At 39.8% G+C, this 26,831-nt stretch carries 29 protein-coding genes; 17 read left to right on the top strand and 12 right to left on the bottom strand.

The window, feature by feature from the left end:
* From FTV50_RS16870 to FTV50_RS11755, 3 genes are all read left to right on the top strand, one after another.
* Positions 1-1,519, top strand: a 1,519-nt coding sequence (locus FTV50_RS16870; protein ID WP_257223914.1) for a DUF2345 domain-containing protein, incomplete at its 5' end; no start/stop codon positions are given.
* Positions 1,520-1,559: 40 nt separating this feature from the next.
* Positions 1,560-2,432: a hypothetical protein gene (locus FTV50_RS11760; protein WP_180024509.1), complete on the top strand. Its 873-nt coding sequence runs from the start codon at positions 1,560-1,562 to the stop codon at positions 2,430-2,432.
* 222 nt (positions 2,433-2,654) lie between these two features.
* Positions 2,655-3,047, top strand: a complete 393-nt coding sequence (locus FTV50_RS11755) for a hypothetical protein (protein WP_180024508.1) — start codon at positions 2,655-2,657, stop codon at positions 3,045-3,047.
* Between the two features lie 241 nt (positions 3,048-3,288).
* Here FTV50_RS11755 and FTV50_RS11750 read toward each other — a convergent pair whose 3' ends face one another.
* A complete protein-coding gene (locus FTV50_RS11750) occupies positions 3,289-5,001 on the bottom strand; it encodes an electron transfer flavoprotein-ubiquinone oxidoreductase (protein WP_067764047.1) in 1,713 nt (570 codons plus the stop codon).
* A gap of 194 nt (positions 5,002-5,195) precedes the next feature.
* On the opposite strand from FTV50_RS11750, the gene FTV50_RS11745 reads away from it, so the two are divergent.
* The 5 genes from FTV50_RS11745 to FTV50_RS11725 all read left to right on the top strand — a co-directional run bounded on the left by FTV50_RS11745 (position 5,196) and on the right by FTV50_RS11725 (position 9,631).
* Positions 5,196-5,804, top strand: coding sequence for a DUF1285 domain-containing protein (locus tag FTV50_RS11745; protein WP_078192804.1), 609 nt, complete (start codon positions 5,196-5,198; stop codon positions 5,802-5,804).
* A 48-nt stretch (positions 5,805-5,852) separates the two neighbouring features.
* The gene (gene murI / locus FTV50_RS11740) at positions 5,853-6,737 is read left to right on the top strand and encodes a glutamate racemase (protein WP_180024507.1); all 885 of its coding nucleotides are present in this window, start codon (positions 5,853-5,855) and stop codon (positions 6,735-6,737) included.
* Between the two features lie 121 nt (positions 6,738-6,858).
* Positions 6,859-7,887 carry a DUF4062 domain-containing protein gene (locus FTV50_RS11735; RefSeq protein ID WP_067764038.1) on the top strand — a complete coding sequence of 343 codons (1,029 nt, stop codon included), beginning with the start codon at positions 6,859-6,861 and terminating at the stop codon, positions 7,885-7,887.
* 65 nt (positions 7,888-7,952) lie between these two features.
* A complete protein-coding gene (gene hemH / locus FTV50_RS11730) occupies positions 7,953-8,966 on the top strand; it encodes a ferrochelatase (protein ID WP_180024506.1) in 1,014 nt (337 codons plus the stop codon).
* A 20-nt stretch (positions 8,967-8,986) separates the two neighbouring features.
* Entirely contained in the window at positions 8,987-9,631 is a 645-nt protein-coding gene (locus FTV50_RS11725; protein ID WP_180024505.1) for an MBL fold metallo-hydrolase, read from the top strand.
* Positions 9,632-9,731: 100 nt separating this feature from the next.
* On the opposite strand, the gene FTV50_RS11720 is transcribed toward FTV50_RS11725, so the two are convergent.
* On the bottom strand, positions 9,732-9,917 hold the full coding sequence (locus tag FTV50_RS11720) for a DNA gyrase inhibitor YacG (RefSeq protein ID WP_067764029.1): 186 nt from the start codon (positions 9,915-9,917) through the stop codon (positions 9,732-9,734).
* Between the two features lie 84 nt (positions 9,918-10,001).
* On the opposite strand from FTV50_RS11720, the gene FTV50_RS11715 reads away from it, so the two are divergent.
* From FTV50_RS11715 to FTV50_RS11705, 3 genes are all read left to right on the top strand, one after another.
* Complete coding sequence (locus FTV50_RS11715; protein WP_180024516.1) at positions 10,002-10,652, top strand: SAM-dependent methyltransferase; 651 nt, start codon at positions 10,002-10,004, stop codon at positions 10,650-10,652.
* A gap of 6 nt (positions 10,653-10,658) precedes the next feature.
* Positions 10,659-11,864, top strand: a complete 1,206-nt coding sequence (locus FTV50_RS11710) for a TIGR03862 family flavoprotein (protein WP_180024504.1) — start codon at positions 10,659-10,661, stop codon at positions 11,862-11,864.
* Positions 11,865-11,937: 73 nt separating this feature from the next.
* Positions 11,938-12,348 carry a GFA family protein gene (locus FTV50_RS11705; RefSeq protein ID WP_180024503.1) on the top strand — a complete coding sequence of 137 codons (411 nt, stop codon included), beginning with the start codon at positions 11,938-11,940 and terminating at the stop codon, positions 12,346-12,348.
* Between the two features lie 139 nt (positions 12,349-12,487).
* Here the strand turns inward: FTV50_RS11705 and FTV50_RS11700 are convergent, their stop codons facing one another.
* Both FTV50_RS11700 and FTV50_RS11695 read right to left on the bottom strand, forming a co-directional pair.
* Positions 12,488-13,057, bottom strand: a complete 570-nt coding sequence (locus FTV50_RS11700; RefSeq protein ID WP_180024515.1) for a hypothetical protein — start codon at positions 13,055-13,057, stop codon at positions 12,488-12,490.
* 15 nt (positions 13,058-13,072) lie between these two features.
* Positions 13,073-13,849 (bottom strand): class I SAM-dependent methyltransferase, encoded by a 777-nt coding sequence (locus tag FTV50_RS11695; protein WP_180024502.1) that lies wholly within the window; start codon positions 13,847-13,849, stop codon positions 13,073-13,075.
* 116 nt (positions 13,850-13,965) lie between these two features.
* Between FTV50_RS11695 and FTV50_RS11690 the strand changes: the two genes are divergently transcribed.
* The 4 genes from FTV50_RS11690 (at position 13,966) to FTV50_RS11675 (ending at position 17,086) form a co-directional block, all read left to right on the top strand.
* Complete coding sequence (locus tag FTV50_RS11690) at positions 13,966-15,237, top strand: alpha/beta fold hydrolase (protein ID WP_180024514.1); 1,272 nt, start codon at positions 13,966-13,968, stop codon at positions 15,235-15,237.
* A gap of 124 nt (positions 15,238-15,361) precedes the next feature.
* Entirely contained in the window at positions 15,362-15,553 is a 192-nt protein-coding gene (locus FTV50_RS11685; RefSeq protein ID WP_078189765.1) for a hypothetical protein, read from the top strand.
* 97 nt (positions 15,554-15,650) lie between these two features.
* Positions 15,651-16,604: a 2-hydroxyacid dehydrogenase gene (locus FTV50_RS11680; protein ID WP_180021166.1), complete on the top strand. Its 954-nt coding sequence runs from the start codon at positions 15,651-15,653 to the stop codon at positions 16,602-16,604.
* Between the two features lie 101 nt (positions 16,605-16,705).
* Positions 16,706-17,086 (top strand): hypothetical protein, encoded by a 381-nt coding sequence (locus tag FTV50_RS11675; RefSeq protein ID WP_180115917.1) that lies wholly within the window; start codon positions 16,706-16,708, stop codon positions 17,084-17,086.
* Between the two features lie 82 nt (positions 17,087-17,168).
* On the opposite strand, the gene FTV50_RS11670 is transcribed toward FTV50_RS11675, so the two are convergent.
* From FTV50_RS11670 to glyQ, 8 genes are all read right to left on the bottom strand, one after another.
* Positions 17,169-17,678, bottom strand: a complete 510-nt coding sequence (locus FTV50_RS11670) for a hypothetical protein (protein ID WP_180024500.1) — start codon at positions 17,676-17,678, stop codon at positions 17,169-17,171.
* 110 nt (positions 17,679-17,788) lie between these two features.
* Positions 17,789-18,277 carry a hypothetical protein gene (locus FTV50_RS11665; protein ID WP_180024513.1) on the bottom strand — a complete coding sequence of 163 codons (489 nt, stop codon included), beginning with the start codon at positions 18,275-18,277 and terminating at the stop codon, positions 17,789-17,791.
* A gap of 261 nt (positions 18,278-18,538) precedes the next feature.
* Positions 18,539-19,186: a hypothetical protein gene (locus tag FTV50_RS11660; protein ID WP_180024499.1), complete on the bottom strand. Its 648-nt coding sequence runs from the start codon at positions 19,184-19,186 to the stop codon at positions 18,539-18,541.
* Positions 19,187-19,538: 352 nt separating this feature from the next.
* Complete coding sequence (locus tag FTV50_RS11655; RefSeq protein ID WP_180024498.1) at positions 19,539-19,928, bottom strand: hypothetical protein; 390 nt, start codon at positions 19,926-19,928, stop codon at positions 19,539-19,541.
* 67 nt (positions 19,929-19,995) lie between these two features.
* Positions 19,996-20,946, bottom strand: coding sequence for an HrgA protein (locus tag FTV50_RS11650; RefSeq protein WP_180024512.1), 951 nt, complete (start codon positions 20,944-20,946; stop codon positions 19,996-19,998).
* A gap of 129 nt (positions 20,947-21,075) precedes the next feature.
* Entirely contained in the window at positions 21,076-21,549 is a 474-nt protein-coding gene (locus FTV50_RS11645; RefSeq protein WP_180024497.1) for a hypothetical protein, read from the bottom strand.
* A 107-nt stretch (positions 21,550-21,656) separates the two neighbouring features.
* Positions 21,657-23,726 (bottom strand): glycine--tRNA ligase subunit beta, encoded by a 2,070-nt coding sequence (gene glyS / locus FTV50_RS11640; protein WP_180024496.1) that lies wholly within the window; start codon positions 23,724-23,726, stop codon positions 21,657-21,659.
* Positions 23,726-24,709: a glycine--tRNA ligase subunit alpha gene (glyQ, locus tag FTV50_RS11635; RefSeq protein WP_078192785.1), complete on the bottom strand. Its 984-nt coding sequence runs from the start codon at positions 24,707-24,709 to the stop codon at positions 23,726-23,728. Before glyQ ends, glyS begins: the two co-directional genes overlap by 1 nt.
* A gap of 200 nt (positions 24,710-24,909) precedes the next feature.
* Here glyQ and FTV50_RS11630 point away from each other — a divergent pair, with 200 nt between their 5' ends.
* Both FTV50_RS11630 and FTV50_RS11625 read left to right on the top strand, forming a co-directional pair.
* Positions 24,910-25,422, top strand: a complete 513-nt coding sequence (locus tag FTV50_RS11630; RefSeq protein WP_180024495.1) for a hypothetical protein — start codon at positions 24,910-24,912, stop codon at positions 25,420-25,422.
* Positions 25,423-25,680: 258 nt separating this feature from the next.
* Entirely contained in the window at positions 25,681-26,787 is a 1,107-nt protein-coding gene (locus FTV50_RS11625) for an HPP family protein (RefSeq protein ID WP_180024494.1), read from the top strand.
* The last annotated feature ends 44 nt before the right edge of the window (positions 26,788-26,831 follow it).

Genomic DNA, 26,831 nt, shown 5'->3' with positions numbered 1-26,831 from the left:
CAGCAGTCAAAAATCCTTAATTGCCCATGCACAAAGCAAGATCAGTCTATTTGCAGCACAAGAGGGATTAAGAGCTTATGCAGGCAAAGGCAAAGTTGAAATCCAAGCCCAAGGAGATGGGGCAGATTTGATTGCCCGAAAAGGTATTCAAATTATTTCCACGGAAGATAAAGTTGAAATCAAAGCGAGCAAAAAAATTGTTTTAGTTGCGGGTGGTAGTCAGATTGAGATTAGTAGTGGAGGTGTATTGCCTACTACTAGCGGTAAGTTTGAAGTGAAGGCGGGGCAGCATAAGTTTGTGGGAGGGAACAAGATTCCCACTTTGAATGTAAATTTACCTGCACTGAAAATCAAAGAAAATTCAGTGAGCGAATGTCCTATAAGGTTAAAACAATCAAATTCAAATACCGAATATATATCTAATGCTGAGTCATCCACGGCGTTGAATGATTCAGCATTACATGGAAATAGTTGTTCATCTTTATTAAAACCAATTAGTATAGTTGATTATCTACCAGAAGCTCTTTCTGGGAAAATTGTAGATACGGATGAAAACGGAAATTTAATATCAATAGGTATAGAAAAAAATGAAACTTTAGAAGATGGTTATGTTGACTATTATGAAAATTCAAAGAGGTATAAAGTCAAATTTTATGATTATTCAGAGATAAGCCAACCATTTGATATTAAGTTTGATCCACTTAAAAACCTCTTAACAGTAACAACAAAGATATCTTTTAAAGGAAAAAAGCGTGTCTTAGTTGACAATAATAACCAGATAGTTACTAATAAAAGTGGTATAGAAGTAGAATTACCATATGATTCTAGCTTAGATTTGCAAAATTCCATGTTTTCTTTTGAGGATATAGAAATTCCATATAAAGATTGGTTTGACTTTAATAAAGCTAAATCTGAAATTGAGAAAATTTTAAATAAAAATAATTTTTATTTATATCCGAAAAACTGTGCTCAATCAAAATGTACGTGTAAAGTTCCAGTTTGGTTGGAAGTTGTAGAAGCACAAGATGGTCATGAGGTTAATATATACAAATTAAGTACACGTGCGGATTCAAGTAATTGGTCTATAAATGCTACAGCAGAATACGAAGCATCGAAAAAACAGGTAACTGATTACTATCAAATTTATGAATTTATTGAAAACTCAACTTCATTAACTGATTTTCAACAATATGACTTCGGATGTTGGAAATTTGAGCCAAGTTGGATGTCGAATAATATACATGCGCATGAATCTGGTCATTTATTTAATTGGCCAGATGAGTATTTTGCTTATGGGGGAGCAGTAAATCAAAGATATACTTTAGCTACAAGTAATCCACCATATCAAATAGATCTTAAGATTGCAGAGCCTGCAGATTTTTGGAAAAGAAATTCAAAAAATAATTTAATGGGTGAAGGAACTTTAATTAAAAATCCACAAATGCATGAATATTATCTGCATCAAATTCGAGATTGGTTTGAAAAAGAAACAGGGATTAATTGGGATGTTAAATCTTAAATTTATAATGGTTTCAATTTTATTTATGAGTACTATATCAATGGCGAAAAATAATCAAGAGTTTTACACGAGTACATATCCAAATTATTGGGGTAATCCTCTTATAGAAAAATTTTGGGCTAATAATGGTAAAGAATTTTATTTGAAAAATTCTACAGTAGATAGAATAGGTAGTAAAAATAATAAAATAAACGGAGTCGGTTTGATTGTTAAAAGCTTAACCGAAAAAGAGGCTGAAGATTATGACAAATATGGAAAAAAAATTTTCTTGCTTAATAAAAAATATGATGTCAAAAGTAGTAAAGATAAGAAGCTAAATTTTAGATTTTTTGAAATTTCAGGTGAGAATACTGTTTCTTCAATACTTTTTAATTCAAAAGACAGTAATGGGCAGGAAGTTTTAAAATGGTTTAATGAAAAAAAAATAAATTTTATTAATTCCAGTGAAAGTAAAATGGAAATAGGGTTTAAAATTATTACTAAAATAAAAAAAAGTGAATCTGATTATGTTTTAGAATTGATATTTGAGAATTTATCTGGGCAAGATATATTAATCACTGGGGTTAATGATTGGGAGGTGAGTAATGAAAATAGAAGAAGTAAAATAATATCAAATTTAGTGATTAGGGATGGTTTGAATGCATCTTTTAAATTTAGTTTGAATAAATATAATTTGATAGAGAAAAATGAGGATTTATTAAACAATCTAATATTACCTGGGAAAATGAAAAAAAGTATTCATTTCAAGTTAGATAAAAATGAAATGGATAAGCTAGAAGAATATCAAAAAATTATAGATGATGCAGAGCTAAAATATTATGTTGTTATGGATCTTAGAGTGCTATCGCCAAGTATTATTGCAGGTGATTTTCATTATTTAACTAGTTTGAATGAATTTATTTATTCTAAATGAATTGCATGTCGTATATTTGTTTTTTTCACATTTTTTTGTGCAGGGGAATTGTATTTTTAATGTTTGAAGTAATAATTTTGTAGGTGGAATTTTATTCTGATTTTTTAATTATTTAAACTTTCTTGCAATGGTTTTTGTTGATATTGATTTTTTAATTTTATTTAGTGGGTTTGATTTTAAAAAAATTATGTATTTTATTTTTAATAAATAAATTGAGCTATGATGAATTTTGTTGGTGTTTTTAGATTGTTATTTATAGTGCTCATTAGCTCGCATGTATATGCTGATGACGAAAAAATAGCATATTTATACGAGAAAAATAAACAAGCGCTTTTTTTAGGGGGGTGTAATAGGGGGATTTTTCCATTTAATAGTACTGATTTTTCTAAGATAAAAGATCTAACCTTAAAATATAAGTTGGAAAAAATTCATCGAAATTATGAAGAGCCTACATCGTTTAATTTTCTGATCGAAAATAAGGAAGTTACAATGTACGGTGGAGGAGATGAAGTTGTAAGTAAGCTTTGTAATATGGAAAAGTCTAGAGATATTAAAATTAATTATTATAAAATAGAAGGGTCTAAAAAATTATATTACTATACAGATGAAATTTAAATTTGTATTTAGGCTTAGTGAGATTATTTCTTTTAATTATTTATAAAATATCTAAATCTAGTGGATATAAAATAATACATTGATAATTATTTTAAATGAAATACTTATGAAATTCATTTTTTATAAGAATTAGTTTTTTTGTAATAATATTTATTTAAAGAGTGTGATTGTATATTAAAAAATAAACCCGCCTAAGCGGGTTTATTTTTATCTCAAGAGAGATTACATGTTCGGGTACTAATTACATGTTAGGGTAATTAGGACCACCGCCACCCTCAGGTGTTACCCAAGTAATGTTTTGAGACGGATCTTTGATGTCACACGTTTTACAGTGTACACAGTTGGCCGCGTTAATTTGGAAACGTTTAGAACCGTCATTCTCTTCCATAATTTCATAAACACCAGCAGGACAGTAGCGCTGAGCAGGCTCATCCCATTTTGGTAAGTTCACATTTACTGGAATAGAAGCATCTGTCAGTTTCAAGTGAGCAGGTTGGTTCTCTTCGTGAACGGTATTCGATACGAATACTGAAGACAAACGGTCAAATGTAATTTTACCATCTGGTTTTGGGTAATTCGGTTTGAAGTTCGCAGCATCGACAGTTTTTAAAGCGCTGAAGTCTGGCTGTAAGTCATGCAGTGTGAATGGCACTTTAAAGATGTTTTGATCAACAAAGTTGAACGCACCACCCATCCATTGACCAAACTTATGCATAGCAGGGCCGAAGTTACGAGAGTTATATAACTCTTCTTTCAACCAACTGTTATTGAACTTGTCTGTGTACGCAGTTAACTCTTTAGCGAAGAAGTCTTCACCTTCAGTTACACGTGCAATGGCAAGGTCACCACCTTTTTCCACACCAGCAGCAATCGCTTCAAATACAGCTTCACCGCACAGCATGCCTGATTTCATTGCTGTATGAGAGCCTTTGATTTTCGCAAAGTTTAGGAAACCTGCGTCATCACCAATTAAGCTACCACCTGGGAAAGTGAATTTAGGTAGTGAGTTGAAGCCACCTTTTACAACCGCACGTGCGCCATAAGAAATACGTTTACCACCCTCAAGATATTGCTTGATCAGTGGATGTGTTTTCCAACGCTGCATTTCCATAAATGGATACATGTGTGGATTGGTGTATGACAAGTCAACGATCATACCCAACGTCACTTGGTTGTTTTCAGCGTGGTATAACCACCAACCGCCTGAAGAACCTGTTTCACTTAAAGGCCAACCTGCACCGTGCATCACCAAACCTGGTTTGTGCTTAGCAGGATCGATTTCCCAAAGTTCTTTAATACCAATACCGTAATGTTGCGGATCAGCATCCTTATCTAAGTTGAACTGAGCAATCAGACGTTTACCTAAGTGACCACGACAGCCTTCAGCAAATAATGTGTATTTGGCATGAAGTTCATAGCCAGGAGTAAAGTTATGCGTTGGTTCGCCATCTTTACCAATGCCCATGTCACCAGTCTGAATACCTTTCACAGTACCATCTTCATGGTAAAGGATTTCAGATGCTGCAAAGCCTGGGAAAATAGACACTTCTAATTCTTCAGCTTTAGCACCTAACCAGCGAACCACGTTACCTAACGAAATAACATAGTTGCCATCGTTATGCATGGTTTTTGGCACCATCCAATGCGGTGCTTCTTGTGATTTTTCATCAGACAATAAGAAGAAGGTTTTATCTTCAGTCACAGGCACATTTAACGGTGCGCCTTGTTCTTTCCAATCTGGGAACAATTCATTCATCGCGCGGGGTTCAAGCACAGCACCCGATAGAATATGCGCACCTACTTCGGAGCCCTTTTCCACGACACAAACGGACAGATCGTTTAGGTTATTTTCAATTGCAAGTTGACGAATTTTAATCGCAGCAGATAGGCCGGCAGGACCTGCACCGACGATAACTACGTCAAACTCCATCGATTCACGTTCGATGTGTTCCATGTAGGACTCCTCATATTTCGGAAGGTGGCATCCATTCAATTCATTTAAATGGTGCTGCCATGAGTGTTCTTAATGCCCAGACACAATTTTTCTATCGTGTCTTTGATATTGTGGGCTAGTATAGTTTTAAACCGAGTTCTAGCCAATTGGCTGAATCATATTATTTTTCCGTCACTAAGGTATTTATTAGGCGGATGAAGCAGCAATTGAACGAAAACCCGACGAAAAAATTCATTAATAGGGATGATAGAAATTTAATGAACATTGCACAATACTTAAAAGATGGACAGTCCGGTCACAAAAGGTCAATCCCTCCATTAGATCAATGGCATCCAAAGCATTGTGGTGCAATGGATTTGAAGGTTTTAGCCAATGGAGAATGGTGGCACGATGGTCAATTGATCAAGCGGCAAGCACTCATTGATCTGTTCTCAACCGTGCTTTGGAAAGAAGATGGGAAATTCTATTTAAAAACCCCTGTGGAACAAATTGAAATACAGGTAGAAGATGAACCTTTATTTGTTAATCAAGTCGATACGCTTGAGCTAGAAAACAAGCGCTATATCCAGTTTACAACCACAACACAAGACGTGATTGTTGTGGATGATGAACATCCTATTTTTATGCGTGAATATCAAGGTGAATTGCGCCCTTATGTACATGTGCGTTTTGGAATTAATGCACTGATCCAGCGTGCCGCATTCTTTCATTTGGTTGAGATGGGTGAACTGCTTGAAAATGAAAAAGGTGAATCCATTTTAGTGTTACAAAGTGGTGATTTGCGCTTGCAATTAGGCACCTGAGGTTTAAGCTTTCCACCTTGTCATTCTGAACAATATATAAGTGACCCTATGACCGCCATTCACCCCATTTACCCACTGGATGTACCCATGCCGAAAGCTGGCGCAGATGCACCGATCGGTTTATTTGATTCGGGGATTGGTGGCCTATCTGTGGCTTTAGAAATTGCGCGCTACTTGCCGAATGAACGCATTGTGTATTATGCCGATACTGCACATGTACCCTATGGGCCACGTGATGATCAAAATATACGTGAGTTGACTGCACATGCCATAGAGTGGTTATACCGCCAAGGCTGTAAAGTCGCTGTCGTGGCATGTAACACGGCATCTGCTTTTAGTTTGGATTATTTGCGTGAACATTATGGGGAGAACTTCCCCATTATTGGTTTAGTTCCGGCGTTAAAACCTGCCGTTCTGCAAACAAAAAGTAAAACAGTGGCTGTTCTTGCAACCCCTGCGACATTTCGGGGAAAGTTGATTAAAGATGTGATGCATCGTTTTGCTGAGCCGGCAGGGGTCAATGTTCTGACTGTTACCAGTTTGGAATTAGTACCCTTTGTAGAAGCGGGTGCGCAGATGAGTGAGGCTTGTCTTAACACATTAACTGATGTTTTACAGCCAGTTGTAAATCAAGGTGCAGATTTTTTAGTGCTTGGATGTACACATTACCCCTTCCTAAAATCGGCAATTCAGTATATTTTTGGTCAGAAGCTGACATTAATTGACTCAGGTTTTGCAGTTGCACGACAAACAGCCCGAATTTTGATTAAAAATGAGTTATTATTTGATCAGAAAAGAGAAAATTGTTTGCGTATAGAGTGCTATGTCAGTGGCAATAATGCGGAAAATTTAAAACCGGTTGTGGCGCGCCTGATTCAAGATGATATTTCTTGGAACATTGCCAACATCGGACTTATAAGTTCAGAAGACTAAATCAGTCATTTTGGACAACGTTAAATGAAAAAATTAGTTTTTTATTGGGGTAGTCATGTCGCATTTTCCAGCTAAGATCAATTCGATGCTGAGTGCGTTATGCAGCGGGAGAGGATCACTAATGCTCGATAAGCGTTATCAAGTATTCATTTCCACATCTGGTAGCGAAATGCAGCCAGAACGGATCATTTTGGCTCAGACGCTTGTGGGAATGGGGTTTTTCTCATGGGGGCTAGAACAACGCACACCATTGAGCACTGCTTTTGCACGTCGTCAAATTGACGATTGTGACTATGTGATGATTTTATTGGGTAGTCAATACGGTGAGCAGTCTGTGTCTGGTGTGGGCTATATGCACCTTGAATACATCTATGCGGTGACCAAGCAAAAACCTGTCATTGTGTTTATGCATGATGATCCAGATTCACGTGATGATGCGTTACATGATGCTAAACCTGAACTTCGTGAAAAATTTAAAGAATTTAGAAAACTATTACAAAATGAAGTCGATCAAGTTTTTACCTATCGTAGTTTGCGTGATTTAGAAATGGCAGTTCGATTGAACATGCCACAAATGCTAGAACGCTATCCTGTTACAGGTTGGGTGCGTCCACAGAATACTCAAGCTTTACATGATGAAATTGATCGTTTAAAAGCCCAGTTAGTTCAACTCGAAACAGAGTCTGGAAAACGCGAAGTTGATCCATTCCTATCTTTACCAAAAGTGTCGATGCATGAACTATTTTCATTTGAATACCGCATGCACGCTTATCAAGATGGTAATTTCAAAGAATTAAAAGTACAGAAGAAAATGACGTGGGCGCAGCTCTTGTCGATTTTAGGCGCAACCTTTGTTAATCCAACCCCTGAAGAATTCTTCTCTAAACGAATGAATGAGTTTTTGAATGAAACAGGTTTGGATGATGCACGTATTGAGATGCCACGTGCTCATGCGGTTGCACGGGCACAAGTGAATATTCGTGCTTTACACAGCATTAAAAGTCAGATGCGGCAGAATGACTGGATTGTGCCCAATGGCCGAGATGATCGTCAGCGGATGTTGTGGCAAGTGACCAGTAAAGGTCAAAAATTACTAGAAAGTAATTTGCTTGATAATGATCGAGTTTTTCAATTTAAATCTGCATATTAATCTATTTTATTAAATGGATTAAAAGCTGCTACATTAGCGTCATTCAAATTGATGGAAAAAGCGTAATGTTGCCTCTCGAGAAAGCTAAAGTCACCATTATTCTGGCGAATCTAGGTACGCCTGATGCGCCAACTGTGCCCGCAGTGCGTCGTTTTCTGCAACAGTTTTTGTCAGATCAGCGAGTGATTGAAATCCCGAAACCGATATGGCAAATCATTCTACGTTTGTTTATTTTGCCATTTCGCCCTAAACGTGTTGCACATGCTTATGACATGGTTTGGGGTAATGATTCGCCCATGCGCGAAATTTTATTTGAGCAAGTCGCCGCAGTAAAACAGCATCTCACAGCAAAATATCCAGAATTTGAACTGAATGTGATTCCTGCAATGACTTATGGTAATCCAGGGATTTCTGCCGCTTTAGCGCAATTGGCTGAGCAGCCTCAAGACCACATTCTATTATTTCCGTTGTTTCCACAGTATTCAGCAACATCTACGGCACCTTTATACGATGCGATTGCTAAATGGATTCCACAGCAGCGTAATTTACCGGGTCTGAGCATTATTCGTGACTATTACCAGCATCCTGTGTTTATACAGGCCTTGGCGCAAAGTGTGCGTGATTATCAAGCTAAACATGGTGTGCCAGATAAATTATTGATGTCATTCCACGGTATTCCACAGCCTTATGCCGATAAAGGTGATCCCTATGCAGATCGTTGCCGTGTGACTGGGCATTTGGTTGCAAAAGCCTTGGGTTTAACTGCTGAACAGTATGAAATTAGTTTCCAATCGCGTTTTGGTAAGCAAGAGTGGGTGAAGCCTTATACTGATGCCACCTTGGAAGCATGGGGCAAACAAGGCGTGAAATCGGTACAGGTCATGAGCCCAGCATTTTCAGCGGATTGTTTGGAAACGCTAGAAGAGTTGGCGCTGCAAAATGCTGAAATTTTCCAAGCAGCAGGAGGTGGCGAATATGGTTATATTCCCGCATTAAATGCGCGGGATGATCATGTTGGATTGCTCAATTTGTTACTTCAAGCTAATCTTGATGCCTTAAAGCAAACATTAGCCCATTAACGCCTTGAGGTTGTCGCCCTATGTTGCAAGTTAAAATCGTGCCCGTCACGGCATTTCAACAAAACTGTTCCATTGTTTGGGACTCTGAGTCGAAAGAAGCGGTCTTGATTGATGCAGGGGGAGAGCCGGAAAAATTAAAAGCCGAAGTTGAAGCGCTCGGTTTAACGGTCAAAGCCTTGTGGTTAACGCATGGCCATTTAGACCATGCGGGTGCGGTTGGGGCATTAACCCAAGCTTGGAATGTTCCGGTGATTGGTCCGCATAAAGAAGATGCGTTTTGGTTGGACATGATTCAGGAGGTTTCTGCGAAATACGGTTTCCCGATCCCTGAAAATGTCCATGTGACCCAATGGTTGGAAGGCGGTGAAACCTTGAAGCTGGGTGCAGAAGAGTTTGAAGTTCGTTTTGCACCGGGGCATACCCCAGGCCACGTCATGTTCTATAACGCTAAATATGGTGTGTTATGGACGGGTGATGTTTTATTTAAAGGTTCTATCGGCCGTACTGACTTTCCGCGTGGCAATCATCAGCAGCTATTAGACTCGATTCAACGCGAATGCTTTAGTTTACCTGACGATACTCAGTTTATTTCTGGGCATGGGCCAATGAGTACCATTGGTTATGAAAAGCAGCACAATCCTTTTGTTGCAAGTAAAGCGGGTTAAGCAATACGCTTTAACTTGATTGGGTAAAATAAAAAAAGGTCTACATGGTTAGACCTTTTTTATTGGAACTTTTTTATATTTAAATTTGAGCTAAACGTATTTAGAACTGATCTTCCTCACGGCCACCATCAGCTTGAGGTGCATCTTGGGTTGGCAGGCGATATTCGTCATTGGCCCAAGCACCAAGATCAATCAATTTGCAGCGATCTGAGCAGAATGGGCGGTATTCATTGTCTTCCCATGTGGTGAGTTTGCCACAGCGAGGGCAGTTCATGGTGGTTGGCATGGTGCAACTCCAGCGAAAATGGATGATTCAATTAGGCAAAAACAGTCGCAGTTGTTAGACTTATGCGGTTCTGTTTAGTTTGATCTGTTTATGCCTATTCGTCAATTTCAAGCGCAGCGTATGCGAGCTCCCCGTAATTTTCAGTCCATTCAGCCAACTCCAATATGTGTGGAAATTGGTGCAGGCAAAGGAAAACACGCCTTATTATTCACTGCACAACATCCTGAATTTCAGCTGATCGCAGTAGAGCGTACCCGTGAAAAATTTGTTGCGATGCAAAAACAGCATCAAATTGAAGGGCAAAGCAATTTAACTCCAATTCATGCTGATGCATTGCCTTGGGTAGTACATGCCTTACATCCTGCGCAAGTACAGCAATTCTTTATTTTGTATCCCAACCCTGAACCGCATAATCCTGCACAGCGCTGGTTAAATATGCCGTTTTTTGAATTTTTATTGTCGCGTTTGCAGCCGGGTGGTCAGATTACTGTGGCGAGTAATATTCCTGAATATATTGAGGAAGCGCAGCAGCAGTTAATTGATGTTTGGAAGCTACCTTTTGTCAAAGAACGCATTGCAGAGACTTCAGCACGTACACACTTTGAGATTAAATATCTAGAACGTGGTGAACTCTGTCAGCAGTTAATCATTACCAAGCCTGTAGATTACACCACACGTTTTGATGATTTTCAGCCGCTACAAGGTAAGCAACCCACTGAAGCATCTGCGGAATAATTGGGCATGACTCAGCGTATTGCAATCATTGGGGCAGGTCCTGCGGGATTGATGGCGGCGGAAGTGCTTAGCCAATTTGACTATGACATTCATGTTTATGAGCAAAAACCATCGGCAGCCCGTAAATTTTTAATGGCTGGCAAGACGGGGCTGAATATTTCGCATGCAGAACCCGTTGAACAATTTGTGCAGCGCTATGATCAAGTGGAATGGCTGAGTCCATGGGTTAAGCAGTGGGATGCAGCATGGATTCAACAATGGATGAAGGGGTTGGGCATTGAAACCTATATTGGTTCATCGGGTCGGGTCTTTCCTATTGAAATGAAAGCTGCGCCTTTACTGCGTTCATGGTTAAAACGTCTTAGTCTAGACGGGGTACAGTTTCATTATCGACATCAAGTTTTGGACTTACAGTCCAATCAGCTGACAATTCAAAACCTTGTTGATGGATCAAATCAAGCGCTTGGCTTTGATGCGATTATTATGGCGTGTGGGGCTGTGTCTTGGTCATGTTTAGGCAGTGATGGCGCATGGCAAAAATGGCTACAGCCTGAGAGCATTGAAGCTTTTCAGGCCAGTAATGCAGGCGTGGAACGCGTTTGGTCGAAGTTCATGCAGCCTGTGTTTGGACAGCCTTTAAAGCGAGTCAATGCATGGGTCGAGCAAGCCGAGCCGACCCAAGGTGATATCATCATTTCACACTATGGACTGGAAAGTGGATTGATCTACAAACAAGGTCGTGCTTTGCGTCAACAAGTGAAATCTGCTCAGCCCATGCAGCTGACTTTGGACTTATTGCCAGATCAAAGTGTTGAACAATTGGCTAAGAAATTACAGCCTTCGAAAAAGCAATCTTTAACCAATGTTTGGCGTAAAGCCGGTTTAGATGTGGCGAAAGCTGCACTGGTCCGTGAACTGGTGGATAAATCTTTGTGGCATGAACCTGCCTTACTTGCTGCGAAAATTAAACACTTAAATATTCAACTTGATGGATTTCGCCCGATAGATGAGGCGATTAGCTGCGCAGGTGGTGTGAAGCGTTCAGTCCTAAATGATGGCTTACAATTGAAGAGCAATCCTTTTGTATTTGTCTGCGGAGAAATGTTGGATTGGGATGCGCCTACAGGAGGCTATTTGCTAACAGCATGCCTTGCAACCGGTCGAGCAGCGGGTGAAGGGGTTCAAAACTATCTGGTTTCTTTGCAGAGCTAAGCGCTTCAAATTGTCACAATCTTGCTGAGGAGTTGTGATATTTTGAGATGAAATTCTTCTAAGAAAGACCACTATGCGCGTACAAGAACAATATACCGGAAGCTGCTTGTGTGGAGCGGTCTGCTATGAAATTAATGGTCCGATCGGTGAGATCATGCAATGCCATTGTTCTCGGTGCAGAAAAGCCAATGGAACAGCCTATGCAACCAATGCCCCAATAGCCAAAGCAGATTTCAAAATTGTGTCGGGTGAACAGGTATTGAAAAAGTTTCAATCTTCACCAACCACACAGCGTTGTTTTTGTAGTGAGTGTGGTTCGCCGATCATCAGTATAAAGGCTGAAACGCCGGATTATTACCGTCTACGAATAGGCACTTTAGACACGCCTCTGACGCAGAAACCGACCTGTCATATCTTTGTCGCATCCAAAGCAGAATGGGATGATATTGCAGGTGATTTACCACAATATGCTGAACGACCATAGCTTAAATCAAGATTGAGCAATCACTTCAAGGGCATGGATGTGCCCTTGAAGTTGAGTTTATGTTGTGTCTTTTAGCTCGTGTCACCTTCTCATTCATCCACGTTGAATTTCGGTAAATAGATTGCAACAGGGTGGATGATTAGGGTTGTCGAGTTTTTTGTAGTTCAGGATATTGTTCCTGCCAATGTCCCAATTGTTCTTGAGCATGAATAAACTGACCGAGACCTTTGACACTGTCACTAGGATTTTTTAACTCGCCATCGGCTGCTTGATTTTTCTCACGATAAATTTGTGATTGATTGTCCCAGTACTGATACATCAAGCCTTGAATATAACGGCCTTGCTCAGTTTTCATTTCGAGTTCTTTGAGCATATTCAGTGCTGACTGGATGTTGTCACGCTTACGCTGTGTAGCAAATTCATCAGTGAGTTTGCCTTCCTCACGCAGTTTCATCAGCTCATCTTCCATCTCATCGCTAATTTGACTAAAGCTCTCGTCATATTGCGTCAGAAGCGTGAGGTCGTGTAGATCATCTGGGGTCTTGGCAAAGTTTTTAATAGGATCACTATTTAGCTCTTTCATGATTTGATCGTCGGAACTAATTTCACTATTTTGTTCTACCGTTTTAGATGATTTTTCACATGCAGTGAGTCCTAGCACCGTACCCATGAAGAAGACGACACTGAATTTTTTAAAAGAGATAGGCATGAGCATAATCGTGTCCTAATGTGTTTTTCTAAAGATATAGACATGCGTGATATACGGAAAATCAATGAAATCCTGTGCAGTCTTTTGGGTTGATTCAGCCACGATATTTTCAAATTGTTGTTTCAGTTTTTGTTGTTCATCCGTGCTTAACGCTGCAATAAAACTGGTGGACAATAATCGTTTGGAAACCACGTGTTCTACTGTACCATGATGCAATTGTTGAAAGGTGGTTTCGGCAATTAATTTGAACACTTGCTGCTGCTCAAACACTTTTTGCCATTGCCCACTATGATAACGTGGTGTGTCACCTTCGAGTTCACTCAAGACATCAGCGAGTTGTTTGACCCAATTGACTTGAATATCACGCTGGTTCCAAATCAAAACAAGATCACCATTGGGAACTAAGATACGACTGATTTCATTGAGGGTTTCAGGGGTGGCAAACCAATGAAATGATTGGGCACAAAATACCGCGGCTACAGAATGATCATGCAGTGGAATCTGATCACTTTGGGCGGCTAAAGTTGCAATATGCGGATGTTTTTTCTGCAATTGTTGCAGCATTTCATGCACAGGTTCGATCGCGGTGATATTTTCACTGAGTGGGCGAATATACTCGAGAAATTTGCCTGTACCTGAGCCTAAGTCCACCAGATGGGCTTGAGGGGCTAAAGCTAAATGTTGTTGTAGCCACGCACTGATTTCAATCGGGTAGTCAGGGCGGGCTTGTTGATAGAGTTCAGCTGCTGAGCTAAAGCCTTGTTGTGCGGCAGGATGTATTGAATGTGTCATATTCTGCACTTTTTAATCTGTATGGCCTCTATAAAATAGCATATTCGGAACAAGATAAACTTTGAATGCAACAAGGAAGGAAAAGCGTGACGCAACAAGGACTGGAGCAAAGTACAATGGAAAAGCACATCATTTTTGAAGATGATCAAATTCGTGTCATTTTTCAGCCTGGCAGTTCTCGTGAGCTTATTTTCTCCTTCGGTGATTTGATTACCCGTGCCAAGGGCTTGAGCATCAATGCCGAGAAGTCTTTGCAAAAATATGATTTTAATGTGATCGGTGTGATGCCGAAACAAAAATCGTGGTTTCCAGCATCATCAATGCAACCGATGTATCAAGCCATCAAGCCGATCCTCGAGCAATTTGAGTTGCGAATTGCTTATGGTGGTTCCATGGGCGGCTATGCGGCCATTAAGTATGCCAATTTATTTGGTTTTCAGCGTGTGGTCAGCATGGTGCCACAGTACTCCATAGACCCTGAAGACATTGTCGATACACGCTATGGCATGTTCTTTCAACCTAATTTGCATGCCAATATGCGGGTACTTGCTGAAGACGTATCGACTACACGTGAATATATCGTGGTGTATGATCCTTATTGTCCAGAAGATCGCGCGCATTTTGAAAAACTACAGGCCTTAATTCCGCATGTGCATGTGTTGCATCTGCCGTTCACAGGGCATGATGCCATTGCGGTATTGGCGAGTTCAGAACTGTTAAATGATTTCTTGAGACATCCATTTGATGCACCGTATTTTTATCAAAAAATGCGTCGGGTTAAGAAAAACAGTAAATTCTACTATCGAAAAGTCATCGAAAATTTACTGACACGCCATCGTGATGCCTTGGGTGAAATTTTAAAAAGCAATTCGTTTCAGCTTGACCCTCAATTTTTTGATGCCAAACAAAAACAGACCTTATTACGGGTATTGTTTAATAACAAACAAGTCAGTGAGCAAGATCTACAAAAGTTAGGAATCACGACCTTTTTACCACAGGAAAATCGTAGCCTGCTACTCGACCAGTTTGAACATGGTTTAGTGTTTAATGTGATTAGCCAAAAAATTGAAAGCTATGCAGCCGGTGTGATTGCGCTGAATCACAAGTTTTTGATTCCTTTGCAGCCGAAGGGCACAGGCCTGGTATACGTACAAGTCCAAGATGAGCGTTACATGGTGGTGATGAATGACCGTCAGGTAATGAAATTGGTCTTAGCTCAAGATGAGCTTGCGACTGGTATGCATCCGATTTTAATGCAGAAATATGTGGGCTATTACACGCTGAACTATAAAGAACTGCGTTTGAGTAGTGATGAATTTGGTCAAGTCTTCTTTGTGGAAAATGCCGATGCATCTTGCCAGTTCGTGGTGCAGCCAGAACAGATTTAAGCTCGACATTGGGTTGAAAATCCAAAGCTTGCTAATTTGTAGGAAGAGATTATGATGAGAGAAAGGTAGTATAAAAAACAATCATACTACCTAAAACATCATGAGGAATATGAGGGGTATCAGTATGCATTCAACACAGATGCTTGCTGTATTATTCATCTTAGTGCTGACCATGGGTTCAGCCTATGCACAGGGGGTTAGTTCAAGCATACTGATTTTTAGCAGCAGTATGTTGTTACTTACGATACTGACCATTTATGTCATACTCAAAATTCGAAATTCATTGCAACATCATCTCGATAAACCCGCGAAATAGCGGGTTTTTTTATATGCTGTTCGATTGCACTTTGGTGCATCACAGGTTTTAATCATCCACAATCGAATTTTTATAATCGGCCAGAAGGGAAGCAGCCATGAAAGCGGTATTTCTAGATTATCAGTCTCTAGATAAACAGGACTTAGATTTTAGCGGACTAGAAGCACAGTTTGATGACTTGACGCTCTATCCCGCAACAACGGCTGCAGAGGTTGCTCAGCGCATACAAGGGGCTGATGTGATTATCAGCAATAAAGTACACATCAATGCTGAGCACATGCAGCTCAATCCGCAATTAAAACTGATCTTAATTTCTGCCACTGGCACCAATAACGTTGACCTTGTACACGCACAGCAACAAGGCATCGTGGTGTGTAATTGCCAAGCTTATGGCACCGCTGCGGTGGCACAGCATACCTTGATGTTAATGTTGAACTTGGCGACATCATTTCGACAGTATGATCGGGCGGTCCAACAGGGAGATTGGCAAAAAGCAGATCAGTTCTGCTTACTAGATTTTCCAATTATTGAGCTGGCTGGTAAGACTTTGGGGATTGTCGGCTATGGCGAATTGGGGCAAGCCGTGGCCCATTTGGCTAAAGCTTTTGGCATGAAAATTATGATTGGTGCACTACCGAATCGCCCCATGGCGGCTGAACGAGTGGCCTTTTCTGAGATGTTAGCGCAGGTTGATTTTCTGAGTTTGCATTGCCCTTTAACAGAGGAAACCCGTGATTTACTCAATCATGAAAGCTTGGCTCAAATGAAAGCATCGGCCTTTGTGATCAATTGTGCACGAGGTGGTGTGGTTAATGAATCGGCATTAGCCGAGGCATTAAAATTAGGGACGATCGCAGGCGCAGCAACCGATGTCTTGACGGTTGAGCCACCCAAGCAGGGTAATGTGCTGCTTGACCCAAGTATTCCAAATTTAATTATTACCCCACATAGTGCATGGGGAAGCGTCGATGCGCGACAACGCATTGTGCAGCAATTGGTGGAAAATGTAGAAGCCTTTAAAGCGGGAATGGTCATTCGACAGGTCAATTAAAATCGAGTTTAAGGAACATTATTTTTGAACAATGCTCCATATAAATAGGGATGTCTATGCAAGTCGATCTTGCCAATAAAAAAAGTTTAAGAATATTTTGCATGCTGATTCTCTTTACCGCATGCATTACTTGGGCATGGTACAGTTATGTACTAAATATCAGTGAAAATTATTTATTCCAGAATCCTGATTTTGAAGTTCATAAATTCATGCCGACCTTACAAGTTGTGCTGGTTTCGGTATTTTTTATTGCGCATTTCGTCTTGGCGCTTATTGATTTTTTAAATCGCTATTGGTACTGGGGGCTATGGCTTGTTGTAGTGCCTATTATTGTGGGACAGGTCTATTTTTCCGTCTTTGGAGAGGTTGCGCATATTGATCGTTTATCAGTCTGGGTTGACTATCCATTTTGCCTGTTGATGCTTATTCAAATCTGTACAGCATCGTTTGTACGTAGGCGATATCTCAAACCTGCTCCTTAATGCTTAATTTAATAGCTAAATTTGAGTTGATGAAATTCACCTATTCGCTAGGTAGATCTTAGAGAATATGTAAAGGAAGCTTCTAGCAATTTTTCAAAAATTTAGCATTGAAATGATTTTTGATCCGCTCAAATTCAAGTTCAGTCTTGATACTGTTTGGCATCATGATTCGTAAATAACTTTTTTCGAGTTTAAAAGGCTCTTTGGTATTGGGTACAGGATTAAAGCCACCATTTGGGTAGATCAAATTTGTCTCATAGGCACGTAAAATCTGATCATTGTGAAAATAGAAACTTGTTAGGGATTGATTGGATTCACCAAAAACATAGAGGTTTATTTTGCATTGATCATCGAGTTGATACAGTGTTGCTTCATTGCCTTCAGTCGATTTGTATTCTTCGTCATCTAGCATTTCTAAGGTTTGTAATAATTTACCTTCGGCATCATGGTTATATTGGTATGAATCGTACAATTGGGGAAAAATAGTCTGCAACTGTGGATAACTTTTCAACAATTGTGGAAAACGTTGTAAGCCAATCACAGAGCCAACGCAGAGCAGAATACCGAGCAAGATACCAAATAAAATTCGCATTTTTTCTCATTAATTCATTGTTTTTATAGACATAGGCCAAAGACCAAAAGCATTCAATTTTGGTTTTAAAAAAGCCCAACCAAAGTTGAGCTTTTAAATGTACTGTTAAATTATAAATCAGTCACAGGATAGGTTGTAGACGTCGAACTCGAAGGATAGCTACTTTGAGGATATTGATTGTTATTTTGCCCCGCATTGTTGCTCGGAGCCGTATTGATTGTATTGCCTGAAGACGGTTCACTCAACGACTGTTGGCTAATGGGCGCAGGTTGGCTAGTTTTACCTGTAATATTTTCACGGGTTTGTTTCAATTTTTCATTGACGTTTTGAGTGGCTTGCTGTGCGCCCTGATCAACCTGTTGCACTGTATTTTGAGTAGCAGTTTTCGTATTGTCCCAAGCTTGGTCAACCGAAGGCTTAATTTTAGAAATTCCGCGTTCAGTCATTTCACCAATATTTTTAGCAGCACCGACCACGCCTTCTTGGGCTTTATAGGCCCACACATGCAATAAATTTGGATTATCGCCATAAGGGCTCACAGGTTTTTTCGCTTGTTGCTCAGTACTTTGCGCTGTTGTGTTTTCTTGTGCCCAAAGCATGGGTGTCGTGAATATTAAGCTTAGGCATAACGTTGCTTTTAATGAAATCTTCACAGCTTCACCTCTGAATTTTATAGATTTTCTATCTGATGAATGGTTTTAACGCATTATAGGAAAAATTGCAGCGAAAAAAACTTGCCGTAGCAAAATCAATACAGCAAATGACAGCTTTGTACACGTTTGTATTTGGCTTAAGGCAAAAAAAGGCCCACCGAAGGGTGAGCCAACTCTATGGAGGAGAGGGTATGAAAGCCAGTTTATTTATTTGTGAGCACCTAAGCTGGCTTCATGTGAGCTATGGACTTCAGCTTGTGCGATAGGCGTTTGCAACTGTACATTGCTACTGCCACTCACATTGGCTTCTTGACCTTTTTGGAAATTCGCTTTGGTTTGTTGCCATTTTTCACTGGCAAATTGGCGACCTTCCTGAGCTTTTTCACCTAAATAGCTCTTGGTTTGATCAACTTTGTTGTCGACATTGCTTTTACGTTCATCGAGTTTTGCTTTGTCTTTTGCAGCTTTTTCGTCGAGCTGTGCTTTGCGCTTATCAAGCTTAGCTTTATTTTGCTCAGCCTTGGCATCGATCTTGGCTTTCGCTGCATCTGACTTTTCATCTTTAGACTGTTTTAGTTCAGCCCATTTGTCTTTGGCATCTTGCTTTTTGTCTGCACTAAATTCTTTGGTGTCTTGCCATTTTTCTTGAGTGAATGTTTTGGTCTTATCGACACCTTTTTCAATTTTATCACCTGCTTTATGTGCAGATTGATTAATGTCTTGTTTTAAATTTTGTAGAACACTCGGTTGTTGAGCATCTACTTTAGCTTCCACTGATGCTGTTGTATTGGCAAATAGTGGGGTGGTTGCGAATAATGCTGCGGTGATCAGTGTTGTTTTAAATAAAGGTTTCATCTTTGCAATTGTCCTCTTTTATTGAACGCTGCTGTTGCACTCAGCATTTGCGCTTTTGGAGCAGAGGACATCTTAAGAGTAAAAAAAAGCAAAAAGTGGTTTTGTGCGATAAGTCACACAATGCGATAACAGCTCAGATACGCGAAAGTTTGAAATGTGGAAACATGGTTAAGTTAATGCATTATTGTAATTTTATGAAAATACAGTGGTTTATATGTGTTTTGAGCGTTGCTGTGGTGTGGTTCTAGTTACGATTTTCATGAGTAAAAATTATGGGTTTGAACAGCTTCTTGTTCAAGATTCACGGAAAAATGAAACCATACCTCCATTTTGGAGATATGGTTTTTATTATTTATTCACATTGTGTAAGTGCATCTTTTGCAAAATGACCGCGTAATGCAAGGAAGTTCTTTTGTACATCCGCCGCATTTAAATCAAAATTGTGCGCTGAACTTGTACCATCTTTGGCAAAGGTTGCTGTACCACCTGAAATTAGGGTTAAGCCTTTAAATGACCATTGTTCAACCGATTTTGCTTCTTCTAAATTGCCTGTAAATTCAATCACGCATTTATCTACAAATTTAGTCAGTTTTGCTTTGTTATCCTTGGTATCTGGGTAGACATCAATGTTTTGTACTTCTTGTAATACACCTGTTTCAAGTTGTGGAATCGTTGGTGCAGATGTACATGCAGAAAGTGTTAGACCTGCAAGACCAGTCAAAAGGAATGCTTTCAATTTCATAAGTTTCATTCTTGTTGAGTGTTGTTTAGTCGAGTATAGGGAAATGGAAGTGAGTTGGCTAGATGGGCTATCTATTCCAATCGTGTTTTCGAATACGGCCCGTTTGGTAATAAATTGAGACTAATTCGATAAAGTTTTTAAAATCTGAATTTTCACTTAATATGCGATTTATAGACTGCCAATCTACTTCTTGTCTTCGTCGAGCAGGAAGAAAAATTTCACTTTCAGTTGGATTTTCAGGAATTAAAATGATTACACCAATTCCGTGAAGTGCAGAAAGCATGCGAAGTTCCTCTTCGACTTCATTTGTAGAAATTGCAGTTGCTACCAAATAACCTTCATTTGCCCAACTAGAATTACTGACGGCTTGGAAAAAACTACTTCTAACATTTGAGCTATTTAGCTCTTTTTTAACTTCAAAAGACCATAATTTTACATTTTGCCCTGAGCTATTTTTTACGCAAGTCTTTATAAGATCATGCCAATGGTCATCTAGTGCTTGCATTGCAACAATATCAGGGTGTAACCATTGATTACCATTTTGCCCTCGAGAGTTCTTAGAGCGTTTTTCATCTATTCTAAGACAATATAAATCAAGTTCAGAATTTAAAAACTCTATTAAAATAGGGTAGAGATCATGTTCAGATAGTCGATCATCTTTAATTGGTAATTCTTTTTCAATATCTATAGCATGCGAATCCATCACATTATTAAGCTGGAGCTGTGATTCATAGACTTCAGAGGGGTTAAACCAAAAAACTCTAGGTCTTGGTTGATCCCGTATATGGATATTTGGTGAAATTTTTTGAATATTAGTTTTTGCTGTACTGCTAATTTCACGGACGATTTGTTGAATAAAATCAGCTTCTGAATAAAATCTATCATTAGATCGTTTTACTTCATAATCTTCTGGATATATTTTTATAATAGCTTCTGCTATTTCACGAGAATTAAATTTTTGATTTGGGTGTGCTTTTAAAAATTCTGCGACTTTTTGTGGTTGTGATAACTTCATTATATTTTCAAAAATAAATACCCCACTAATTTATAACGAGGTTTTATTTGTTTTACAAGCAATTAAGTCTTACATGCTGCAATATCGAAATATCATAAAAAAGTCATGACCTTGAACCACTCAATATTTTCATCAAATCTTCGGCAAAAAGAACAACAACACTAGTCCACCTAATACACCACCCATAATCAGCCAATCTTTTTTACGAATATCTGCAACACGAATTATTGAAAAATACAGACTGCTAAAAAATAGAAAAACAAAGACAAATAGCACAAGGGGGTTATTGAATATAAATTTAGTACTGCCAAATAAAACGAAAATGGTTGTGCTCGACAACCAATACACCAAACTTAAAACAAATTTTGAAAGCGTTAAGTAAGGCACAGAGCGGTCTAATCTGGGCAAACTTACCGCAATGATGACGATTCCAATAAATCCACCCAAAACAGAAATAATCAAAAAGAATAAAGCACCCATATCTGGCTTGGTTGGAATGTATGGATAAACCTTCCAAAGGTAAAAGCTGCATGCCATCAGGACTGCATGTAAGATAAAAAGATAGAGATCTGGGCGGTAAGGATGATTGACTGTAATACTTTTCATATATTGTTCTTATCAAAAAATTCCGCTATTTCTAACAGGATTCTACCTAGATTTCAAACAGCATAAAAAAACCCGCTCTAAAGCGGGTTTTTAATGAATACTTAAACTTAGTGTTGAAGTACCGAAATATCAGCCACTTTCGTGAACAAGTCACGAAGCTGTGCAAGCATACGTAAACGGTTCGCTTTTAGGTCAGCATCATCTGCCATCACCATTACACCGTCAAAGAATGCATCGACTGGCGCACGAAGTGCAGCAAGTGCAGAAAGGGCAGCAGTGTAGTCCTTCGCAGCAAATAACGGCTCAACTACAGGTGTGATTTTTGCAAGTTCAGCGAACAATGCTTTTTCAGCATCTTCAACCAAGTTCGCTTCAACCACAGCGCCTTCAGGTGCAGCTTCTTTTGCAAGAATGTTTGCAACACGTTTGTTTGCAGCGGCAAGTGCAGCAGCTTCAGGTAAGTCACGGAAATGATTTACCGCATTTACACGTTTATCAAAATCAAGTGGCGATTTTGGAGAAAGTGCTTGAACAGCTTGAATCACATCTACAGCCACGCCTTGGTCTTCGTATTTTGCACGGTAACGACCTTCAAGGAATGCAACTGCTTCCGCCAAAGTTTTATCGTGGTCTTTCAATACATCGCCATAAGCAGCAAGTGCAAGTTTAATTAGGTCTTCAATCGACACATCAAGCTCGTTTTCAGTCACTAGACGCAAAATACCAATCGCAGAACGACGAAGTGCAAACGGGTCTTTAGAACCTGTCGGCGCTTGACCAATACCGAAAATACCAGTCAAAGTATCTAAACGGTCTGCAAGCGCAAGCGTTGTACCTGTCTTGGTTCTTGGTAACACATCACCCGCGAACTTAGGCAAGTATTGCTCACCTAAAGATTCAGCGACTTCATCATTTTCGCCTTCAATGCGTGCATAGTAAGTACCCGCAATACCTTGAAGCTCAGGGAATTCACCCACAAGTTCAGAAGTTAAGTCGCACTTCGCAAGTAGCGCAGCTTTTTCAGCATCTGCAGGGTTCGCACCTGTGATAGCCGACAAAGCCACAGCCAATTTAGCAATACGTTCAGACTTGTTCCAAAGGGTACCCAATTCAGCTTGGAATACCATATTTGCAAGTTTCTCTTTACGAGATGCAAGTGGTTGCTTTTGATCTTGTAAGAAGAAGAATTCAGCATCTGACAAACGTGGACGTACAACTTTTTCGTTACCTTCAATAATTTGTGTCGGGTCTTTCGACTCAATGTTTGATACTGTAATGAAGTAAGGTTGAAGTTTATTGTCGCTATTCACTAAGCAGAAATATTTTTGGTTGTCCTGCATCGTCGTGATGAGTGCTTCTTGAGGAACAGCAAGGAAGCGTTCTTCAAAGCTTGCACGAAGCGCAACTGGCCATTCAACCAATGCTGTTACTTCGTCACGTAAGTCCGCAGGGACAATCGCAATGGCATTTACTTCATCAGCCAAAGTTTTGACTTGTTGGTCGATGATGGCTTGGCGCTCTTCAAAGTTTGCAATCACTTTTGCAGTACGCAGGGCATCAAGATAAGCATCGGCATTTGCAAGTGTAATTGCTTCAGGAGCATGGAAACGGTGACCATAAGTCACGTTACCTGCTTGGTGATCCTGAATGGTTGCTTCAATTACATCACTGTCTTTCAACAAAACAACCCATTTTACAGGACGTACAAACTCAGTACGGCTTGCAGCAGAACGCATGCGTTTTGCGATAGGTAGGTTATCTAAAGCGTGTTGTAAAATTTGTGGTAAAAGCACATCAAGGCTTTGACCTTTCACATCTTTTAAGTAGCACACTTTTTCAACTTTACCTGCTTGGAAAGTTGAAACTTGATCAACCGTAATGCCTTGACCGCGCATAAAGCCTTCAAGTGCTTTAGTCGGTTTGCCTTCGGCATCAAACGCTGCTTGTTTTGCAGGGCCGTCGAAACGTTTTTGAGTGTCGGCTTGCGCTGCATCAACATTCACAATTTTAAGTGCAAGGCGACGTGGTGCTGCATAAGCTTCAATCGCATCAAATGCAAGACCTGCGTCTTTTAAGCCTTTTAACGTTTCTGCATGTAGCGCATCACGTAATTTTTTTAAGCTTTTTGGTGGAAGTTCTTCGCAGCCTAATTCGAACAATACTGTATGTTTAGACATTATTTGCTCTCCTTAGATTCAACTTTTGCTTCCGCTTCAACTTGTGCTTTTAACTGAGCTAATACTTCATCACGTAAAGCAGGTTCTGCCATTGGGAAGCCAAGCTTCGCACGCGCAGCGACATAGCTCTGTGCAATCGCACGCGCCAATGTACGTACACGTAAAATATAACGCTGACGTTCAGTCACCGAAATTGCACCACGCGCGTCTAACAAGTTAAAGCTATGTGATGCTTTGATTACTTGTTCATAGGCAGGCAGAGGAAGTTCAGCTTCCATCAAGCGAGTTGCTTCAGCTTCGTAGAAATCAAATAGCTCAAACATTTTTTCAACGTTGGCATATTCAAAGTTATAGGTAGATTGCTCAACTTCATTTTGATGGAATACATCGCCGTAAGTCACTGTACCAAATTGACCTTTCGTCCAAACCAAGTCGTAAACTGAATCTACGCCTTGAAGGTACATTGCTAAACGTTCAAGACCGTAAGTGATTTCGCCAGTCACTGGGTAGCATTCAACGCCACCGACTTGTTGGAAGTAAGTGAACTGAGTCACTTCCATGCCGTTTAACCAAACTTCCCAACCTAAGCCCCATGCGCCAAGTGTTGGAGATTCCCAGTTGTCTTCTACGAAACGAATGTCGTGAACAAGGGTATCAATACCAATGGCTTTTAATGAATCTAAGTACAACTGTTGGATGTTGTCTGGGTTTGGCTTCAACACGACTTGGAACTGGTAGTAGTGTTGTAGACGATTCGGGTTCTCACCATAACGGCCATCTTTAGGACGACGAGAAGGCTGAACATAAGCCGCGTTCCAAGTTTCAGGGCCTAAAGCACGTAGGAAAGTTGCAGTGTGGAAAGTACCTGCACCCATTTCCATATCGTAAGGTTGTAACACTACACAACCTTGTTCAGCCCAGTAGTTTTGTAAGGCAAGAATTAAGCCTTGGAAGGTATCAATATGCGATATGGCGCGACTCATGGTCATCCACTTAAAATTAGATAAAAATTGTGCTCAATTATAAGGATTTTGGGGGTGTGTGGCAAAGGGTTAATCATTCTTGAATCAAGCTTTGATGTTTTAATGATGCGCAGAATTTTATATTTTCCTATTGTACAGAATAAAAACGAAGTTACTTGTGGCATAAAGTGGATGAATAAATTGAATGATGAGCGATAACAATGTTTAAGAAGTCTTTTATTGTGATAAGTATGGTGCTATCTGCCTGTAGTACGACGCCTGTAGCTTTGTATTCAGATTCATCACTTCACGCTTCAAAAATTGCGACTATTACAAATTCTTGCAACGCGGAATGTAAGAATTTGATTAAACAGCAGTTAGTGGTCAGCTCAAAGTATCAAATGAGCGAAGGTCTTTTGCTTGAGGTCAATGGTCAGCAGGGGACGCGAAAAGTCACAAGAGGAATGGCTTTTGACTCACCTATTCACGGACGGTTTACCACCGCTGTAGAACAGGGAAAAACTGAGCTCGTCATTGATCATAATTCACAGCTAATTATCGCTCGTCCAGCTCGATTCACTGTTGATTTATTGGGTGGGCATAATTATGTGATTGGACGTATTCGAGTTGAACGAATCCCTTCGGCTTATTATGAATGGTTTCCTATTGTGTATGATGAAACAGCTCAGAAAATTATTTATGGCAGTGAAGATTTAATTGATCAAGATGAATAAGCTGACCGCCTAAATGTTCCTTTGTTTTAGTGAGTACAGATGTGAGCGCTGATAGATTTTTTATTTTAATTATCAGTAACATATAATGAGAATTTTAGGCTCATTTCTTGGGATAAAACTACGCAAGTAAGCGGCGTATACATCATTCAAAAGAATCAAAAGTAAAATTTATAAGATAAAGATGTAAGTTGAATACATCTTATTGCTTGCATGGCTTTATAATTGCCACATCTCGCAAAACAACAAACAAGGTATCTCGTGTTTCACGCAAAATCAGCTTGGCTCAATACGCTTAAACCCAACTTTAAAGTTCTGCCTTTAAAAGACCGCATCCTGTGTGGGGTAGGTGCTTTGCTGGGCCTGAGTATTTCTTCACTGATCAGTTGGCTGGCGCTAGATGACTTAAATGCGTGGTATATCGCCCCGATGGGCGCATCGTCCGTACTGCTCTTTGCTGTACCTGCCAGCCCATTGGCACAGCCGTGGAATATGGTAGTCGGTAATAGTCTTGCGGCCTTGATTGGCGTGACGTGTGCGATGTTTATTCCTAATTTAACCGAAGCATTTAGTATCGCGGTTGCATTAGCGATTATCTTAATGATGACCACAGACTCATTGCATCCACCAAGTGGAGCCGTGGCGATTACAGCGGTATTGGGCGGAGAGACAGTCCATGATTTAGGCTATGCCTTTCTTTTTTATCCAGTCCTTTTAAATTCGGTCCTCTTGATGGTGGTTGCTATCATTTATAACCGATTACTAGGCAAGCAGTATCCACAAAAAGCACAAGTCAATACTCGGACGACAGATCCAACACCGACACAAAAAGTGTCGATTCAGCCAGCGGATATTCAGCAAGTCTTAGAACAGCAAAGTCAGTTGCTTGATATTAGTGAATATGACTTACAAAAAATTATTTTAGAAGCACAGCAATTAGCCAGTCGTCGTGGCCTAAGCCAGTTTCATTGTCGTGACATCATGAGTCAGCAAGTGATTACCCTGCGTGCAGAAGATGATATTCAGTCAGCATTGGAAAAGTTTAAACAAGTCAATTTGATGAGTTTGCCTGTGGTGAGTGATTTGGATCGCTTGGTGGGAAATTTGGCTTTATATGATGTAGTGGAATGGTTTAAACGTGCCGCAGACCCCAAAGCCAGTTGGGAAAATCACGTTTATCAAATTATGAATCCCAAAGTGGTGACCGTGCAGCCGGATCAACCCATTCAAGATTTAGTGCCGTATTTTGTGGAAAGATCTTTTAATTATATTCCAGTCGTTGAGCAAAAACGGTTGGTGGGAATGATTAGCCGTGCCGATATGATTGCCGCCTTATATCAACAGCTAAATCAGCAAACAAAATCTTAAGCCTTAAACTTTGATTTAAATTCATCAGACTTAAATATGGCTTT

Source organism: Acinetobacter sp. YH1901134, assembly GCF_013416965.1.
GTDB lineage: Bacteria > Pseudomonadota > Gammaproteobacteria > Pseudomonadales > Moraxellaceae > Acinetobacter > Acinetobacter amyesii.
Note: the sequence above shows the minus strand (reverse complement) of the source record. Positions and strands in the feature narration are given on the sequence as shown.

What these genes read in the sequence shown, in the direction of transcription:
- FTV50_RS11690 (WP_180024514.1), top strand. Translation starts at nt 13,966, where the DNA reads ATGGAAAAGCACATCATTTTTGAAGATGATCAAATTCGTGTCATTTTT.
- FTV50_RS11630 (WP_180024495.1), top strand. Translation starts at nt 24,910, where the DNA reads ATGTTTAAGAAGTCTTTTATTGTGATAAGTATGGTGCTATCTGCCTGT.
- FTV50_RS11710 (WP_180024504.1), top strand. Translation starts at nt 10,659, where the DNA reads ATGACTCAGCGTATTGCAATCATTGGGGCAGGTCCTGCGGGATTGATG.
- murI (WP_180024507.1), top strand. Translation starts at nt 5,853, where the DNA reads ATGACCGCCATTCACCCCATTTACCCACTGGATGTACCCATGCCGAAA.
- FTV50_RS11665 (WP_180024513.1), bottom strand. Translation starts at nt 18,277, where the DNA reads ATGCTTTGGGCACAAGAAAACACAACAGCGCAAAGTACTGAGCAACAA.
- hemH (WP_180024506.1), top strand. Translation starts at nt 7,953, where the DNA reads ATGTTGCCTCTCGAGAAAGCTAAAGTCACCATTATTCTGGCGAATCTA.
- FTV50_RS11705 (WP_180024503.1), top strand. Translation starts at nt 11,938, where the DNA reads ATGCGCGTACAAGAACAATATACCGGAAGCTGCTTGTGTGGAGCGGTC.
- FTV50_RS11645 (WP_180024497.1), bottom strand. Translation starts at nt 21,549, where the DNA reads ATGAAAAGTATTACAGTCAATCATCCTTACCGCCCAGATCTCTATCTT.
- FTV50_RS11755 (WP_180024508.1), top strand. Translation starts at nt 2,655, where the DNA reads ATGAATTTTGTTGGTGTTTTTAGATTGTTATTTATAGTGCTCATTAGC.
- FTV50_RS11700 (WP_180024515.1), bottom strand. Translation starts at nt 13,057, where the DNA reads ATGCCTATCTCTTTTAAAAAATTCAGTGTCGTCTTCTTCATGGGTACG.
- FTV50_RS11745 (WP_078192804.1), top strand. Translation starts at nt 5,196, where the DNA reads ATGAAGCAGCAATTGAACGAAAACCCGACGAAAAAATTCATTAATAGG.
- FTV50_RS11725 (WP_180024505.1), top strand. Translation starts at nt 8,987, where the DNA reads ATGTTGCAAGTTAAAATCGTGCCCGTCACGGCATTTCAACAAAACTGT.
- FTV50_RS11760 (WP_180024509.1), top strand. Translation starts at nt 1,560, where the DNA reads ATGGCGAAAAATAATCAAGAGTTTTACACGAGTACATATCCAAATTAT.
- FTV50_RS11670 (WP_180024500.1), bottom strand. Translation starts at nt 17,678, where the DNA reads ATGCGAATTTTATTTGGTATCTTGCTCGGTATTCTGCTCTGCGTTGGC.
- FTV50_RS11695 (WP_180024502.1), bottom strand. Translation starts at nt 13,849, where the DNA reads ATGACACATTCAATACATCCTGCCGCACAACAAGGCTTTAGCTCAGCA.
- glyS (WP_180024496.1), bottom strand. Translation starts at nt 23,726, where the DNA reads ATGTCTAAACATACAGTATTGTTCGAATTAGGCTGCGAAGAACTTCCA.
- FTV50_RS11735 (WP_067764038.1), top strand. Translation starts at nt 6,859, where the DNA reads ATGCTCGATAAGCGTTATCAAGTATTCATTTCCACATCTGGTAGCGAA.
- FTV50_RS11720 (WP_067764029.1), bottom strand. Translation starts at nt 9,917, where the DNA reads ATGCCAACCACCATGAACTGCCCTCGCTGTGGCAAACTCACCACATGG.
- FTV50_RS11655 (WP_180024498.1), bottom strand. Translation starts at nt 19,928, where the DNA reads ATGAAATTGAAAGCATTCCTTTTGACTGGTCTTGCAGGTCTAACACTT.
- FTV50_RS11685 (WP_078189765.1), top strand. Translation starts at nt 15,362, where the DNA reads ATGCATTCAACACAGATGCTTGCTGTATTATTCATCTTAGTGCTGACC.
- FTV50_RS11660 (WP_180024499.1), bottom strand. Translation starts at nt 19,186, where the DNA reads ATGAAACCTTTATTTAAAACAACACTGATCACCGCAGCATTATTCGCA.
- FTV50_RS11680 (WP_180021166.1), top strand. Translation starts at nt 15,651, where the DNA reads ATGAAAGCGGTATTTCTAGATTATCAGTCTCTAGATAAACAGGACTTA.
- FTV50_RS11750 (WP_067764047.1), bottom strand. Translation starts at nt 5,001, where the DNA reads ATGGAACACATCGAACGTGAATCGATGGAGTTTGACGTAGTTATCGTC.
- glyQ (WP_078192785.1), bottom strand. Translation starts at nt 24,709, where the DNA reads ATGAGTCGCGCCATATCGCATATTGATACCTTCCAAGGCTTAATTCTT.
- FTV50_RS11675 (WP_180115917.1), top strand. Translation starts at nt 16,706, where the DNA reads ATGCTGATTCTCTTTACCGCATGCATTACTTGGGCATGGTACAGTTAT.